Consider the following 15,789-nt stretch of genomic DNA (forward strand, 5'->3'; position numbering starts at 1 on the left):
CCGGCACCGCGCCTCCCGTCCGTCAGGGGCCGCGTCAGTACGTCGACGCGATGAGGTTCTCGGGCACGTCCCGAGCGGCGTCCTGGTCCACGAAGAACACCGTGCGCTTCCGACCCTGCACGCCACCGACGGGGACCTCGTCCACCGACGCACCGGCCAGCGCCAGTCCGAGGACCGAGGCCTTCTCGGCACCGGACAGGATGACCCACACACGCTGCGACGCGTTGATCACCGGGAAGGTGAGCGTCAGACGCTGCGGCGGCGGCTTGGGGGAGTCGTCGACGGACAGCACGGCGCGGTCGGTCACGGCGAGCTGCGGGAACTCGGGGAACAGCGAGGCGGTGTGGCCGTCGGGGCCCACGCCGAGCAGCGTGATGTCGAAGCGCGGTGCGACGGCACCCTCGGGGGCGGCGTCCTGCAGCTCGCGCTCGTACTGCGCCGCGGCCTCGTCGATCGTGAGGCCGGCGTCCGACGCCGCGATCGGGTGGATGTTCGACTCCGGGATGTCGACGTGGTCGAAGAAGTCGGTCTGTGTGCCGGTGATGTTGCGGTCCGCGTCACCCGCCGGTACCCAACGCTCGTCGACCCACCACACGTGCACCTTGGACCAGTCGACGCTCTCACGCGCCGGCGACTGGCCGATCGCGGCGAGGACGAGCGACGACACCGAGCCACCGCTGATGGCGATGTCCGCGCGCTCCTGCTCGTCGAGCACGTCGATGATCTTCGTGATGAAGCGAGCGGCGACCGACGCGCCGAGGGCCTGCTTGTCCGGGTGCACCAGCACCCGTCGTTCGTTGGTCACGTGACTCCCGTGTTCGTGGCGGCCGACCGGTGCGACCGCCTTCGGTCCGACCGACCGGGTGCCCGTCGCCCGCGGTCGCGAGCGGCGGGCAGACCGGCCGGCCGTCTGGGCTGCTAGCCCGCGATCGACTCGCGGAGCTGCGGCACCCCGTGCTTGACGACGTCTCCGAAGAGGACGTCCGGGTCGAGTCTACGGAGTTCCTCGGCCAGGCAGTCGCGCAGGTTGCGGCGCGGCAGCGACAGGTCGTGCGTGGGCTGACCGGGCATCGAGAGCGTCGCGACGTCCACCAGGGACCGCTCGAGCTCGATGGTGCCGGACTCGCGCACGAGCTTGACGCCGTGGATGCCGCTCGACCCGGTCGCACGCGGGGAGGTGACGACGGACACCGGCACCTCGAGGCGCAGCTGGAGCCACGCGGCGAGGAGGATCGTCGACGGGCTGTCGGACGCTCCGGAGACCTCGACGGCGGTGATCGGCTCGTACGGGGGCTGGTCGAGCGCCGCGGCGAGCTGGTTCCGCCAGAGGGTGAGACGGGTCCACGCGAAGTCGGTGTCGCCGGGGACGTAGGAGCGCCCGAGCGCTTCGATGGCGCCGTTCGGGTCCTTCTGCGCGGCCGCGTCGGTGATCCGTCGCTGGGCGATGCGGCCCAGCGCGGAGGCCGACGGCTGGTCGGGTGCCGTCTGCGGCCACCAGGCCACGACGGGCGCGTCCGGCAGGAGGAGGCCCGTGACCAGGCTCTCCTCGTCGGTCGCGGTCTCGCCGTAGGCCCGGAGCACGATGACCTCGCTCGCACCCGCGTCGCTGCCGACACGGATCTGCGCGTCGAGGCGACCCGGGGACTTCGTGTCACCCTCGTTCTTCGACACGATGATGACCCGCATCGGGTGCTCGCGCGAGGCTTCGTTCGCGGCGTTGATCGCCTCTTCCTCGTGGCCGAGGGCCGTCGAGATGATGAGCGTCAGGACGCGACCGAGGGCGACGGCGCCGCCCTCCTCGCGGATGTGGACGAGCTTCTTCTGGATCTTCGAGACCGTGGTGTTCGGCAGGTCGATCTTCATGGACGCCTCCAGGTCCGGCCGTCGCGGGCGAGCAGGGCGTCGGCGGACGCCGGACCCCACGTGCCGGGACGGTACTGCTCGGGCTGGCCCTGCGTGGCCCAGAACTCCTCGATCGGGTCGAGGATCTTCCAGGACAGCTCCACCTCTTGGTGACGGGGGAACAGGGGCGGGTCACCGAGGAGCACGTCGAGGATGAGTCGCTCGTACGCCTCGGGGGATGCTTCGGTGAACGCGTGGCCGTAGCCGAAGTCCATCGTCACGTCGCGCACCTGCGTGCCGACGCCGGGGACCTTCGAACCGAAACGGAGCGTCACGCCCTCGTCCGGCTGCACGCGGATGACGAGTGCGTTCTGGCCGAGGGGGGACTGCGGGATGCCGAAGACGTCCTCGGGGACGCGCTTGAACACGATCGCGATCTCGGTCACGCGGCGACCGAGGCGCTTGCCGGCGCGGAGGTAGAACGGGACGCCCTGCCAACGGCGCGTGGCGATGTCGAGCTTGATCGCCGCGTACGTCTCGGTGTGGGACTCCGGGTTCATGCCGGCCTCCTCGAGGAAGCCGAGCACCTTCTCGCCGCCCTGCCAGCCGCCCGCGTACTGCCCGCGGGCCGTCGCCGTGGCGAGGTCGGCGGGGAGCCGGACTGCCGAGAGCACCTTCTCCTTCTCGGCGCGGAGGTCCGCGGCCTTGAACGAGACGGGCTCCTCCATCGCGGTGAGGGCGAGGAGCTGCAGCAGGTGGTTCTGGATGACGTCGCGCGCCGCACCGATGCCGTCGTAGTACGCGGCACGTCCGGCGACGCCGATGTCCTCCGCCATCGTGATCTGCACGTGGTCGACGTAGTTCGAGTTCCAGATGGGTTCGTACATCTGGTTCGCGAACCGGAGCGTCAGGAGGTTCTGGACGGTCTCCTTGCCGAGGTAGTGGTCGATGCGGAACACGTCGTCGGGCGCGAACACGCTCTCGACGATCGCGTTCAGCTCGCGCGCGGTGCGCAGGTCGGAGCCGAACGGCTTCTCGACCACGACACGGCTCCACGAATCGCCGTGCTTCTCGGTCAGGCCGGACAGCTTCAGCTGCTCGGTGACGACCGGGAACATCTTCGGCGGGATGGACAGGTAGAACGCGTGGTTGCCGAGGGTGCCGCGTTCGGCGTCGAGCTCGTCGACGGTGCGCTTGAGCTCGCGGAACGCCTCGGGGTCGTCGAACGACCCCTGGACGAAGCGGATGCCCTGTTCGAGCTGACGCCAGACGTCCTCGTCGAACGGGGTGCGGGAGTGCTCCTGGACGGCGTCGTGGACGAGCTGGGAGAAGTCTTGGTCCTCCCAGTCACGTCGAGCGAACCCGACGAGGGCGAACCCGGGCGGCAGGAGCCCCCGGTTCGCCAGGTCGTAGACCGCGGGCATCAGCTTCTTGCGGGACAGGTCGCCCGTCACGCCGAAGATGATGAGGGTGCTGGGTCCCGCGATCCGGTTCAGTCGACGATCCGTCGGCAGCCGGAGCGGGTTGTGCTCCGGGGTGATTGCCACCGGTGACATGAGTCGGTGAACTCCTTCGAGAGTCAGAGGGAGACGGCGGAGGTCAGTGCTGCGGTGACAGCGGCGACGTCCGACGTCGTGAGGGTCAGGACCGGCCGGCCGTGCTGCGCGAGGACACTCGCGTCACCGGCGGCCTGGGCCTGGATGAGCTGGCCGAACGTGAACGGCCGCCCGGGGACCACGAGGTCGTCGCGCTCGTCGGCGACGATCTGCAGGAAGACGCCGTTCGCGGGACCGCCCTTGTGGTACTGGCCGGTCGAGTGCAGGAACCGCGGCCCGTAGCCGAAGGTCACGGGACGACCGGTCCGTGCTGCGAGGGCGTCGCGGAGCGACTCGAGCGCCTGGTCGGTCGTGCGGTCGACGTACGCCTGCACAGCCAGGTAGCCGGTTGCGCCGAGCCGGTCCAGGAGGCGCGACACGGCCTGGGCGATCGAGGTCCCGGTGTCGAGACCTCCGCTCGCGCGGACGGCGATGCCGTCCTCGGTGAACGCGGGCGCCACGGACTCGGGACGGTCGTCGAGCAGCGCGCGTGCCGCGGCCTTGGCCGCCTCCACGTCGGGCTGGTCGAAGGGGTTGATCCCGAGCAGGCGCCCAGCGACGGCCACGGCGTACTCCCACACGAGGAACTGGCCGCCGAGCGTGCCGGTGATCTCGACCTCGCCCTCGGCGACGTGCCGCTCTTCCTCGCGGGAACCGACGAGCCGGACGATCTGCAGGTCCGCGAGGCCCGCCGTGACCTCGGGGGAGTCGACCCCGAGCACGACGGGGAGCAGGCCGCGGCCGCTCTTGCCGGTCGACTCGGCGATCAGCTGCTCGACCCAGTCGCCGAACCCGACGATGTGGGTGCCGTCGGACACGATGCCGATCTTGTCGCGCAGCGGCTCGGTGCCGGCGAGGACCGCACCCAGCACGAGGCCGGGGTTCTCGTCGGTGTCGACGGCAAGCAGCGCGGAGATGGCGTCCGCCTCGTCGAGGAGCTCCTCGATGTCGGCGCCGGCGAGGCCGGACGGCACGAGGCCGAACGCCGTCAGCGCGGAGTAGCGGCCGCCCACTTCCGGGTCGGCCGTGAAGACGCGGTACCCCGCCGCGGTCGCCTCGGCCTCGAGCGGGGAGCCCGGGTCGGTGACGACGACGATGCGCGCGGCCGGGTCGATGCCGGCGTCACGGAAGGCCTGTTCGTACAGCCGACGCTGCGAGTCCGTCTCGAGGGTCGAGCCGGACTTCGACGACACGACCAGCACGGTGCGGTCGAGCGCGTGGGACACCGCGGCGCGGACCTGGGCCGGGTTCGTCGAGTCGAGGACGGTCAGCGGGACACCCGACGTCCGGGTGATGACCTCCGGCGCGAGCGACGAGCCGCCCATGCCGGCGAGGACGACGTGGTCGACCCCCTCGGCACGGAGCGACTCGCGCAGCGCGACGACCTCGGCGACGAGCGGGCGGGAGACCGAGACGGCCTCCACCCAGCCGAGCCGCTTCGACGCCTCGGCCTCGGCGTCCGGTCCCCAGAGTTCCGGGTCCTGGGCAGTGATGCCCGAGGCCACCAGGTCGGCGACGAGGCCCGGGACCACCTGTTCGATGGCCCGCGCCGCGTCGCCGCTGGCAGCGATGGAGACGGTCACTACTTGGCGCCCTCGAGCGCGGTCTTGACGGTGTCGACGAGCTCGCCCCAGGAGACGTTGAACTTGTCCACGCCCTCCTTCTCGAGCAGCGCCACGACGTCGTCGTAGTCGATGCCGACGGCGGCCAGCTTGTCGAGGACCTCCTGCGCGGCGTCGTACGAGCCGGCGATCGCGTCGCCGTGGATCTCACCGTGGTCGAACGTGGCGTCGAGCGTCTTGCCCGGCATGGTGTTCACGGTGCTCGGCGCAGCGAGCTCGGTCACGTAGAGCGTGTCGGGCAGCGACGGGTCCTTGACACCGGTCGAGGCCCAGAGCGGACGCTGCGTGTTCGCACCGGCCTCGAGCAGGCCGAGGGCGCGCTCGGTGGCGAACGCCTCGGTCCAGACCTGGTACGCGAGCTGGGCGTTGGCGATGCCGGCCTTCGACTTGAGGGCCTTCGCCTCGTCGGTGCCGATGGCCTCGAGGCGCTTGTCGATCTCGGAGTCGACGCGCGAGACGAAGAACGAGGCGACCGAGTGGATCTTGGAGAGGTCGTGGCCGGCGGCCTTGGCCTTCTCGAGCCCGCCGAGGTACGCGTCGATGACGGCGCGGTAGCGCTCGAGCGAGAAGATCAGGGTGACGTTGACCGAGATGCCGGCGGCGATGACCTCGGTGATCGCCTCGAGACCCTCGACGGTCGCCGGGATCTTGATGAGGACGTTCTCCTTGCCGACCTTGTCGAACAGGAACTTCGCCTGCTCGATCGTCTTCTGGGTCTCGTGGGCGAGGCCCGGCTCGACCTCGATGGAGACGCGGCCGTCGAAGCCCTTGGTGGAGTCGTAGATCGGCTTGAACACGTCGGACGCGTTGGCGACGTCCTGGGTGGTGATCTCGAAGATCGCGTCGGTCACGTCGGTGCCGGCGGCGGCCAGCTCCTTGACCTGTGCGTCGTAGCGCTCACCCTTGGCGAGGGCCGAGGCGAAGATCGTCGGGTTCGTGGTGACGCCGACCACGTTCTTCTGCTCGATGAGCTCGGTGAGCTTGCCGGTCTCGAGGAGCTCACGCGAGAGGTCGTCGAGCCAGATGCTCACGCCGACCGCGGAGAGGGCGGCGGTGGGGGTGTTGTCAGCCATGTGTTTCTCTTCTTCTTTCATCGACTGGTCCGTGACGGACCGTGAAGTCGGGGTCTGGGGGCCGGGAGGTGCGTGGCGGGGCCGAGCCGCGCCTCCCGGAAGAAGGGCCGGATCCGGCGAACCGGACCCGGCCCTCGCGGGTCAGGAAGCCGCGATCGATTCCTTCGCGGCGGCCACGACGTGCTCCGTCGTGAAGCCGAACTCCTTGAAGAGCGTCTGGTAGTCGGCCGAGGCACCGAAGTGCTCGATCGAGACGCTGCGGCCCTTGTCACCGACGATGTCGCGCCAGCTCATGGCGATGCCGGCCTCGACCGACACGCGGGCGGTGACCGCCTTCGGGAGGACCTGCTCGCGGTAGCTCTCCGGCTGCTCGAAGAACCACTCGAGCGACGGGGCGCTCACGACGCGGGCGTTGACGCCCTCCGCCTTGAGCTGCTCGCGCGCCTCGACGGCGATCTGGACCTCGGAGCCGGTGGCGATGAGGATGACGTCCGGGGTGCCGTTCGGCGCCTCGGCCAGGATGTACGCGCCCTTGGCGACGTTCTTCGCCGAGGCGAGCGTTTCGCCGGAGGCGTCGCCCTCACCACGCTCGAAGACCGGGAGGTTCTGACGGCTCAGCGCGATGCCCGCCGGACGGTCGTGGTGCTTGAGCATCTCGAGCCAGGCGTACGCGACCTCGTTGGCGTCGGCGGGGCGGACGACGTCCAGACCCGGGATCGCGCGGAGCGCGGTGAGCTGTTCGATCGGCTGGTGCGTCGGGCCGTCCTCGCCGAGGGCGATGGAGTCGTGCGTCCAGACGTAGATCGCCGGCGCCTTCATGAGCGCGGCGAGACGGACCGCGGGGCGCATGTAGTCGCTGAAGATCAGGAACGTGCCACCGAAGGGGCGGGTGTTGCCGTGGAGGACGATGCCGTTGAGGATCGCGCCCATGGCGTGCTCGCGGATGCCGAAGTGCAGCACGCGGCCGTACGGGTCGGTGCTCCAGGTCTTCGTGCTGGCGTCGGCCGGACCGAAGGACTTCGCGCCCTCGATGGTGGTCAGGTTCGACTCGGCGAGGTCCGCCGAACCGCCCCAGAACTCGGGCATGAGCGGCGCGATCGCGTTGATGACCTTGCCGGAGGCGGCACGGGTCGACACGGCCTTGTCGGTCGGGAAGACCGGGAGGGCCTCCTCGAGCCCCTCGGGGAGCTCGCCCGCGTTGATGCGGTCGAGGATCGCCTTGCGCTCCGGGTTCGCCGCGGCCCAGGCGTCGAACGCCTTGTTCCACTCGGCGTGCTGCTCCTGGCCCTTGGCGACGGCGCCGCGGGTGTACTCGAGCACCTCGGGGTCGACCTCGAAGGTCTTCTCCGTGTCGAAGCCGAGGACCTCCTTGAGGCCCTTGATCTCGTCGGCGCCGAGCGCGGAGCCGTGGATCTTGCCGGAGTTCTGCTTGGTCGGCGACGGCCAGCCGATGATCGTCTTGAGGACGATGAGCGACGGCTTGTCGGTGACCTGCTTCGCGGACTCGATGGCGGCGTAGAGCTCCTCGACGTCCTCGGAGTACTCGCCGGTCTTCTTCCAGTCGACGAGCTGGACGTGCCAGCCGAGCGCCTCGTAGCGGGCGGCGACGTCCTCGGAGAACGCGATGTCGGTGTCGTCCTCGATCGAGATCTGGTTCGAGTCGTAGAACGCGATGAGGTTGCCGAGCTGCTGACGGCCCGCGAGCGAACCGGCTTCGTTCGTGATGCCCTCCTGCATGTCACCGTCACCGGCGATCACGTAGGTGTAGTGGTCGAACGGCGACTCACCGGCCGGGGTCTCCGGGTCGAAGAGGCCGCGCTCGAAACGCTGCGCGTAGGCGAAGCCCACCGAGGACGCCAGGCCCTGGCCGAGCGGACCCGTGGTGATCTCGATGCCGTCGGTGTGGCCGTACTCCGGGTGACCCGGGGTCATCGAGCCCCACTTGCGGAGGTGCTTGAGGTCCTCGATCTCGAGGCCGTAGCCGTGCAGGTAGAACTGCACGTACTGCAGGATCGAAGCGTGACCAGCGGAGAGGATGAAGCGGTCTCGGCCGATCCAGGTGGAGTCGCTGGGGTCGCGACGCATCACCTTCTGGAAGAGCAGGTGGGCGACCGGCGCGAGGCTCATCGCGGTGCCGGGGTGACCGTTGCCGGCGGCCTCGACCGAGTCGGCGGCGAGTACGCGGGCCGTGTCGACGGCCTTCCTGTCGATGGCGTCCCAGGTGAATTCAGCCACTTGGATGTTGACCCTTCATTGATGCGACATGTGCGAGGGCTCGTGCCATCGCACGGACATGATCGCCATCCCGGGGCCGGAGTCGTGTCGCCGACGAGCGGCGGCCGACCGGCTCTTCGCGGCCGACGTCATCGGGGCACGCACTGCGGGAGGGCGTCTCCAGCATAGTGACCATGCACTCAGAAGGGGTTCAGGTGACGCCGGTTGTTCACCGTCGTCAGGGGGACCCGACACCGGCCGGGCGTGTCGATCGCGGCCGGGCCGCTCGGGGCTCCGCCGGGGGAGTTCGACCCGGATGGCGGGGCGGGCATCGTCGCGGCGCCTCGATCACGTAAACTGACGGGGACCCGTGGTCATTCCGGGTCGACGCACGCCCCGACGACGACGGAGCCGTCCCCCGAGCGTGTGAGCTGACGCGAACAGACTGAGGTTCCCTTGCCGACTGCCACCGTGACCCGGCCCGACACCGATCGACCCCGCTCGTCGCTGTCCCGCAAGGTGCGCGCCTACGTCTCGTTGACGAAGCCGCGGGTCATGGAGCTGCTGCTCGTCACCACCGCCCCGACGATGTTCCTCGCCGAGCGCGGCGTGCCGGACCTCTGGCTGGTGTTCTGGACGATGCTCGGCGGCGCGATGTCCGCGGGCTCGGCGTCGGCCTTCAACTGCTACATCGACCGCGACATCGACCGGCTCATGAGGCGCACGAGCTCCCGTCCGCTCGTCACCGGCGAACTGTCCGACCGGGAAGCCCTCGTCTTCTCGTGGGTCCTCGGCATCGCGTCGACCGCCGTGCTCGGCTTGCTCGTGAACTGGCTCGCGGCGGCCCTCAGCGTCATCGCGATCCTCATCTACGTGTTCGTCTACACGCTGTGGCTCAAGCGTCGCACCCCGCAGAACATCGTCTGGGGTGGCTCGGCCGGCTGCATGCCCGTGCTGATCGGCTGGGCCGGCGTCACCGGGTCGCTCTCGTGGGCGCCCGTCATCCTCTTCATGGTGATCTTCCTCTGGACGCCGCCGCACTACTGGCCGCTGTCGATGAAGTACCGCGACGACTACGACGCCGCCGACGTCCCGATGCTCGCCGTCGTCCGCGGCCGCACCGTCGTCGGGCTGCAGGTCGTGCTGTACGCATGGGCGACGCTGGTCTGCTCGCTCCTGCTCATCCCGGTCGCGCACATGGGCCCGCTCTACACCGTCGTCGCGTTGGCGGGCGGGATCTGGTTCGTGGTGGAGTCGCACCGCCTCTACTCGCGGGCGATCCAGCACGTCGAGCAGGTGCACCCGATGCGCGTGTTCCACAGCTCGATCACGTACCTGACGCTGCTCTTCATCGCGGTGGGCATCGACCCGCTGCTGCCGCAGGTCTTCACCTTCTAGGGGGTGCGGCGCGGCGCGGCTGAGGTTGCGTCGTTCGCGGTCCGGGCGGCGGCCGGCCGCGATCTGGGAGACGGCGTGCTGGTGTCGACTCGGAACAACGCTGTCGCTGTCGTACGACGTCGGTGATGTCGCTGGTTGCGCCCGCGCGTTGTCGCGCGTGCGGCAGGGCGACGTTGTCGCTGTCGTGCGACGTCAGTGATGTCGCCGGTTGCGCCCGCGCGTTGTCGCGCGTGCGGCAGAGCGACGCTGTCGTTGTCGTGCGACACCGGTGGTGTCGCTTGTTGCGCATGCGGTGATGCGACAGTGTCGCTGTCGTGCGACGTCGATGATGTCGCTCGCGGTTTCCGTGGGGGACTGGAGGCGCGGTGCCAGCCCGCACCGCGCCTCCAGACTGTAGATGGGCGCGTTGCGGGCGGCAGCCGACCGTGTCGACTCGGAACGACGAGGTCGATGTCGTGCGACGTCGGTGGTGACGCTCGTTGCGTGCGCGGACTGTTGCGTACGCGGCGGAACGACGTTGTCGCTGTCGTACGACGTCGGGGATGTCGCTCGGGGGCGCCCGGCGCCCCGCGCCCGCGCGTCAGGCGGCGTGCGGCTCCCGCACGGCCTCGCGACCGGCGGAGCCGCGCGTCGACAGCGTCAGCACCGTCACCGAGCCGATGAGGAGCCCGGCGAGGACCATGTGCGTCCCCACGAGCCCGACCGGCAGACCCGTGCGCGCCTGCGTCAGGCCGACCGCGATCTGGACGAACTCGACGACGAGCAGCAGCAGCGCCCACTTGCTCGACAGGCGCAGGCGAACCGCACCGATGACGAGCACGAGGGTCAGCGCGAAGAGGACGTACGCGGGGATGGCGTGGAGGTGCTCCATCACGGCCGGGTCGAAGCCCGTGCGGTGGAGGCGGCCGCCGTCGACCGTCTCGTCGGCGCCCGCGTGCGGACCGCTGCCGGTGGTGAGGATGCCGACGAGCACGGTGACCACCACGGCGGCGATCGTTCCCCGGACGACGCCCGTGTACCAACCAGGGACGAGGCGCGCGTCCGTGCGAGGGCCCCGCATCGCCCGGTAGACGAGTGCCGCGGTGACCGCGGTGAGCGCGCCGGAGACGACGAAGTGGAGCCCGACAACGAACGGGTTGAGGCTCGACCACACGCTGATGCCGCCGATCACCGCCTGGACGGGGATCGCTGCGCCCTGCGCGAACGCGAGCCAGAACAGCTCGGGGCGGGTGTGACGCATGCGGACGACGAGCAGGAACATCGCGATCGCGACGACGACGAGGACGAAGGTGAGCAGTCGGTTGCCGAACTCGATCACGCCGTGGATGCCCATCTCGGGCGTCGACACGAGGGAGTCCGCCGTGCACTTGGGCCACGTCGGGCATCCGAGCCCCGAGGCGGTGAGGCGCACGAGGCCGCCCGTGCCGATCAGGACGACCTCGACGACGAACGACGCCCAGGCGAGCACGACGACCCGCTGGTCGACGACGCGGGGGAGGGACCACCACCGTTCAGTACGGACGTCCTGGTCGACCGGGGATCCGACGCGAGTCACGAGGGTGGTGCCTTCCTGTTGTTCCGTGCAGTGAACCTGTAGGATTCGAGGGTTCAGCAGCAGTCAAGTCTAGGCAGGCGCCGGCTCTGAAAGGGCCGAGATCGCCGATCACACCCAGGACTGCGTGGAACCATCGACGTTGCGAGGGAGCAGCACCGCGCCCGCTCTGTCGGCGGTCCGCGGTGGAATGGCGTCCAGACGCCACGGGTTGACACCACAGACGCTGCCGCGAGAAGGAAACGAGGAGACCATGTCCGACGTGCTCATCGACCGTCCCGAGCTCGAAGGGCTCGGCCAATACGAGTTCGGCTGGTCCGACTCCGACACGGCCGGGGCCTCCGCTCGTCGCGGCATCTCGGAAGAGGTCGTCACCGACATCTCGCGGCTCAAGAACGAGCCGGAGTGGATGCTCAAGAACCGTCTGAAGGGCCTGCAGCTCTTCGGTCGGAAGCCGATGCCGACGTGGGGTGCCGACCTGTCGGGCATCGACTTCGACAACATCAAGTACTTCGTCCGCTCCACCGAGAAGCAGGCGCAGTCGTGGGAGGACCTCCCCGAGGACATCCGTGAGACCTACGAGAAGCTTGGCATCCCGGAGGCCGAACGCCAGCGCCTCGTCGCCGGCGTCGCCGCGCAGTACGAGTCCGAGGTCGTCTACCACCAGATCCGCGAGGACCTCGAGGCGCAGGGCGTCATCTTCATGGACACCGACACGGCGCTCCGCGAGCACCCGGAGTTCTTCGAGGAGTACTTCGGCACCGTGATCCCGGCCGGTGACAACAAGTTCGCCGCGCTGAACACCGCCGTGTGGTCCGGTGGCTCGTTCGTCTACGTCCCCAAGGGCGTGCACGTCGAGATCCCGCTGCAGGCCTACTTCCGGATCAACACCGAGAACATGGGCCAGTTCGAGCGGACGCTGATCATCGCGGACGAGGACTCCTACGTCCACTACATCGAGGGCTGCACGGCGCCGATCTACAAGTCGGACTCGCTGCACTCGGCCGTCGTCGAGATCATCGTGAAGAAGAACGCCCGCGTGCGGTACACGACGATCCAGAACTGGTCGAACAACGTGTACAACCTCGTCACCAAGCGTGCGATCGCCCACGAGGGCGCGACGATGGAGTGGATCGACGGCAACATCGGCTCGAAGGTGACGATGAAGTACCCGTCGATCTACCTCGCCGGTGAGCACGCCAAGGGCGAGACGCTCTCCGTGGCGTTCGCCGGCCCGGGGCAGCACCAGGACGCCGGCGCGAAGATGATCCACATGGCGCCGTACACGACGTCCTCGATCGTCTCGAAGTCGATCGCCCGTGGCGGCGGCCGTGCGGGCTACCGCGGCGAGGTCCGTGTCGACCCGAACGCCCACCACGCGGCGAACACCGTGCGCTGCGACGCGCTCCTCGTCGACACCGTCAGCCGCTCGGACACCTACCCGGCCATCGACATCCGCGTCGACGACGTCCAGCTCGGGCACGAGGCGACGGTCTCCCGCGTCAGCGAGGAGCAGCTGTTCTACCTCATGTCGCGCGGCCTGCCCGAGGACGAAGCCATGGCGATGATCGTCCGCGGCTTCATCGAGCCGATCGCCCGTGAGCTCCCGATGGAGTACGCACTCGAACTCAACAAGCTCATCGAGATGAGCATGGAAGGATCCGTCGGCTAGATGTCCAGCACCACCCCTCCCCACATCGACCAGCCGATCGAGCCGGCGACCGCCGCGACGGGCACGGAGCAGCACGGCGCGAAGGCGCACTCCGACGGTGGCTGGGACGCCGCCGACGCGAAGATCCCGGTCCAGACCCGTTCCGAACGGCCGCAGTCCGGTGACATCGACGCCTTCCCCACGGTGACCGGGCGCGAGGTGAACTGGAAGTTCGCACCCCTCGCGAAGCTCCAGCCGCTCCTCGACGGTGGTCTCGACGGTTCGGCCTACCCGTACCTCGCCCGCCAGTCCGAGGGCGCTGACGTCGAGTGGGGTCGCAGCGACGACCCGCGGGTCGGCACCGCCGGACTGCCCGAAGACCGCGCCGCCGCCGCCGCGTGGACCGCCCGTGACGCCGTGCTGGCCGTCACGATCAAGGCCACCGAGGCGCACGAGTTCATCACGCTGACGCGCTCGGACTTCGGCACGCAGCCCCGTGCCGCTCACACGGTCATCACGGCCGAGGCGCACGCGCAGGGCATCGTGGTGCTCGACAACCGTGGCAAGGCGCTCCTCAGCGAGAACGTCGAGATCGTCGTCCGCGACGGCGCACGGCTGACCGTCGTCAGCCTGCAGGACTGGGACGACGACGCCGTGCACGTCTCCACGCACTTCGCCGAGGTCGGCCGCGACGCCTTCCTCAAGCACGTCGTCGTCTCGCTCGGCGGCGACGTCGTGCGGGTGAACCCGTCGACGCACCTCGGCGCGCAGGGTGCCGACACCGAGATGTACGGCGTGTACTTCGCCGACGCCGGTCAGTACATCGAGCAGCAGGTCTACGTGAACCACGACGCGCCGAACACGCGCGGCCGCGTCAACTACAAGGGCGCGCTGCAGGGTGAGGGCGCACACACGGTGTGGATCGGTGACGTGCTCATCGGCCGCACCGGCGACGGCACCGACTCGTACGAGCAGAACCGCAACCTGGTGCTCACCGACGGCACCCGCGCCGACAGCATCCCGAACCTCGAGATCGAGACAGGCAACATCGAGGGCGCCGGTCACGCGAGCGCGACGGGCCGGTTCGACGACGAGCACCTGTTCTACCTGCAGTCGCGCGGCATCCCGGAAGAGGAAGCGCGCCGTCTCGTCGTGCTCGGCTTCCTCGTCGAGGTCATCCAGAAGATCGGCGCGCCGGAGCTCGAGGAGCGTCTCATCGCGGCCGTCGAGCAGGAGCTGGCCGAGGGCCGGACGGTCATCGCCGCGCCGGCATCCGCTGACCCGGAGGCCTCCGCCTGATGTCGACGAAGGTCTGCGCCGAGGCGGACATCGCGGTGGACAGCCCGATGCGCGTCGTGGTGGACGGCACCGCCGTCGCGATCGTGAAGGACTCCGCGGGCACGGTGCACGCCATCGGCGACACGTGCACCCACGGCGACATCTCCCTGGCGGAGGGGTTCGTCGAGGGCGACACGCTCGAGTGCTGGGCGCACGGCTCCCGGTTCTCGCTCGCGACCGGCAAGCCGCAGAACTTCCCGGCGTACGAGCCCGTCCCGGTGTTCCGGGTCGAGGTCCGCGACGGCGACGTCTACGTCGACGTGCACGACCCCGTGCCGGTCGACTGACCGACGCCGGCACGCTCGGTTCCCCACACTCTTCCGCGGCTGACGCCGCACCGACGCTTCAACCGAAGGAACGCAATGTCCACTCTCGAAATCCGTGATCTCCAGGTCTCGATCGACACCGATCAGGGCACGAAGGAGATCCTCAGGGGCGTCGACCTCACCATCAACGAGGGCGAGATCCACGCCATCATGGGCCCGAACGGCTCCGGCAAGTCCACCCTCGCCTACACGATCGCGGGCCACCCGCGGTACAACGTCGTCGGTGGCTCGATCACGCTCGACGGCGAGGACGTCCTCGCGATGAGCGTCGACGAGCGTGCCCGCGCCGGCATGTTCCTCGCCATGCAGTACCCGGTCGAGATCCCCGGTGTGACGGTGTCGAACTTCCTCCGCACCGCGAAGACCGCGATCGACGGCGAAGCCCCCGCGCTGCGCGGCTGGGTCAAGGACCTCCGCCAGTCGATGGCCGACCTCAAGATGGACTCGTCGTTCGCCGAGCGCAACGTCAACGAGGGCTTCTCGGGCGGCGAGAAGAAGCGCCACGAGATCATGCAGCTCGAGCTGCTCAAGCCGAAGTTCGCCGTGCTCGACGAGACCGACTCCGGCCTCGACGTCGACGCGCTGAAGATCGTCTCCGAGGGCGTCAACCGCGCCAAGGCCGCCACCGGTCTCGGCGTGCTGCTCATCACGCACTACACGCGCATCCTCCGCTACATCAAGCCGGACTTCGTGCACGTGTTCGTCGCGGGCAAGGTCGCGGAGCAGGGTGGACCGGAGCTGGCCGAGCGCCTCGAGAACGAGGGCTACGACCGCTACGTGCAGGCTGCAGCGGCAGGCGCCTGATGATCACCGCACTCTCCCCGGAGAAGTTCGACGAGGTCGTCGAGGGCCTCAAGGAGGTCCAGGACCCGGAACTCGGCGTGAACATCGTCGACCTCGGGCTCATCTACGACCTCGCGATGGACGACGAGGCCAACGCGCTCGTCATCAGCATGACGCTCACGAGCGCCGGCTGCCCCCTGACCGACGTCATCGAGGGGGACACGGCGAACGCGCTGGACGGCATCGTCGACGCGTTCCGGATCAACTGGGTCTGGATGCCGCCGTGGGGCCCGGAGCGGATCACCGACGACGGGCGCGAGATGATGCGCGCGCTCGGCTTCTCGATCTAGGCGCGACCACCACAGGGACGGGAGGCGCGGTGCCAGCTGGCACCG

The 15,789-nt window shown here is 69.4% G+C and carries 13 protein-coding genes; 6 read left to right on the forward strand and 7 right to left on the reverse strand.

Annotation, left to right across the window (positions count from 1 at the left end; genetic code table 11):
- Positions 1-34 precede the first annotated feature (34 nt).
- The 6 genes from pgl to tkt all read right to left on the reverse strand — a co-directional run bounded on the left by pgl (position 35) and on the right by tkt (position 8,367).
- On the reverse strand, positions 35-805 hold the full coding sequence (pgl, locus tag ACTJKO_RS03100) for a 6-phosphogluconolactonase (protein ID WP_440685554.1): 771 nt from the start codon (positions 803-805) through the stop codon (positions 35-37).
- A gap of 113 nt (positions 806-918) precedes the next feature.
- The gene (locus tag ACTJKO_RS03105) at positions 919-1,863 is read right to left on the reverse strand and encodes a glucose-6-phosphate dehydrogenase assembly protein OpcA (RefSeq protein ID WP_440685556.1); all 945 of its coding nucleotides are present in this window, start codon (positions 1,861-1,863) and stop codon (positions 919-921) included.
- Positions 1,860-3,398 (reverse strand): glucose-6-phosphate dehydrogenase, encoded by a 1,539-nt coding sequence (gene zwf, locus ACTJKO_RS03110; protein ID WP_440685558.1) that lies wholly within the window; start codon positions 3,396-3,398, stop codon positions 1,860-1,862. The genes ACTJKO_RS03105 and zwf overlap by 4 nt, the downstream gene beginning before the upstream one ends.
- Positions 3,399-3,421: 23 nt before the next feature.
- Positions 3,422-5,020 carry a glucose-6-phosphate isomerase gene (locus ACTJKO_RS03115; RefSeq protein ID WP_440685560.1) on the reverse strand — a complete coding sequence of 533 codons (1,599 nt, stop codon included), beginning with the start codon at positions 5,018-5,020 and terminating at the stop codon, positions 3,422-3,424.
- A complete protein-coding gene (gene tal, locus ACTJKO_RS03120) occupies positions 5,020-6,132 on the reverse strand; it encodes a transaldolase (protein WP_440685562.1) in 1,113 nt (370 codons plus the stop codon). The genes ACTJKO_RS03115 and tal overlap by 1 nt, the downstream gene beginning before the upstream one ends.
- A 141-nt stretch (positions 6,133-6,273) precedes the next feature.
- Positions 6,274-8,367 carry a transketolase gene (gene tkt, locus ACTJKO_RS03125; protein ID WP_440685564.1) on the reverse strand — a complete coding sequence of 698 codons (2,094 nt, stop codon included), beginning with the start codon at positions 8,365-8,367 and terminating at the stop codon, positions 6,274-6,276.
- Positions 8,368-8,817: 450 nt separating this feature from the next.
- Between tkt and ACTJKO_RS03130 the strand changes: the two genes are divergently transcribed.
- Positions 8,818-9,744: a heme o synthase gene (locus tag ACTJKO_RS03130; protein ID WP_440685920.1), complete on the forward strand. Its 927-nt coding sequence runs from the start codon at positions 8,818-8,820 to the stop codon at positions 9,742-9,744.
- 580 nt (positions 9,745-10,324) lie between these two features.
- On the opposite strand, the gene ACTJKO_RS03135 is transcribed toward ACTJKO_RS03130, so the two are convergent.
- Positions 10,325-11,299: a COX15/CtaA family protein gene (locus ACTJKO_RS03135; RefSeq protein WP_440685566.1), complete on the reverse strand. Its 975-nt coding sequence runs from the start codon at positions 11,297-11,299 to the stop codon at positions 10,325-10,327.
- 250 nt (positions 11,300-11,549) lie between these two features.
- On the opposite strand from ACTJKO_RS03135, the gene sufB reads away from it, so the two are divergent.
- The 5 genes from sufB (at position 11,550) to ACTJKO_RS03160 (ending at position 15,744) form a co-directional block, all read left to right on the forward strand.
- Positions 11,550-12,968 (forward strand): Fe-S cluster assembly protein SufB, encoded by a 1,419-nt coding sequence (sufB, locus tag ACTJKO_RS03140; protein WP_440685568.1) that lies wholly within the window; start codon positions 11,550-11,552, stop codon positions 12,966-12,968.
- On the forward strand, positions 12,969-14,246 hold the full coding sequence (gene sufD, locus ACTJKO_RS03145) for a Fe-S cluster assembly protein SufD (protein ID WP_440685570.1): 1,278 nt from the start codon (positions 12,969-12,971) through the stop codon (positions 14,244-14,246).
- The gene (locus ACTJKO_RS03150; RefSeq protein ID WP_440685572.1) at positions 14,246-14,572 is read left to right on the forward strand and encodes a non-heme iron oxygenase ferredoxin subunit; all 327 of its coding nucleotides are present in this window, start codon (positions 14,246-14,248) and stop codon (positions 14,570-14,572) included. The genes sufD and ACTJKO_RS03150 overlap by 1 nt, the downstream gene beginning before the upstream one ends.
- A gap of 75 nt (positions 14,573-14,647) precedes the next feature.
- The gene (gene sufC / locus ACTJKO_RS03155; protein ID WP_440685574.1) at positions 14,648-15,415 is read left to right on the forward strand and encodes a Fe-S cluster assembly ATPase SufC; all 768 of its coding nucleotides are present in this window, start codon (positions 14,648-14,650) and stop codon (positions 15,413-15,415) included.
- On the forward strand, positions 15,415-15,744 hold the full coding sequence (locus ACTJKO_RS03160; RefSeq protein ID WP_022902786.1) for a metal-sulfur cluster assembly factor: 330 nt from the start codon (positions 15,415-15,417) through the stop codon (positions 15,742-15,744). Before sufC ends, ACTJKO_RS03160 begins: the two co-directional genes overlap by 1 nt.
- Positions 15,745-15,789 lie beyond the last annotated feature (45 nt).

Source organism: Curtobacterium sp. 22159, from assembly GCF_052045775.1.
Lineage (GTDB): Bacteria > Actinomycetota > Actinomycetes > Actinomycetales > Microbacteriaceae > Curtobacterium.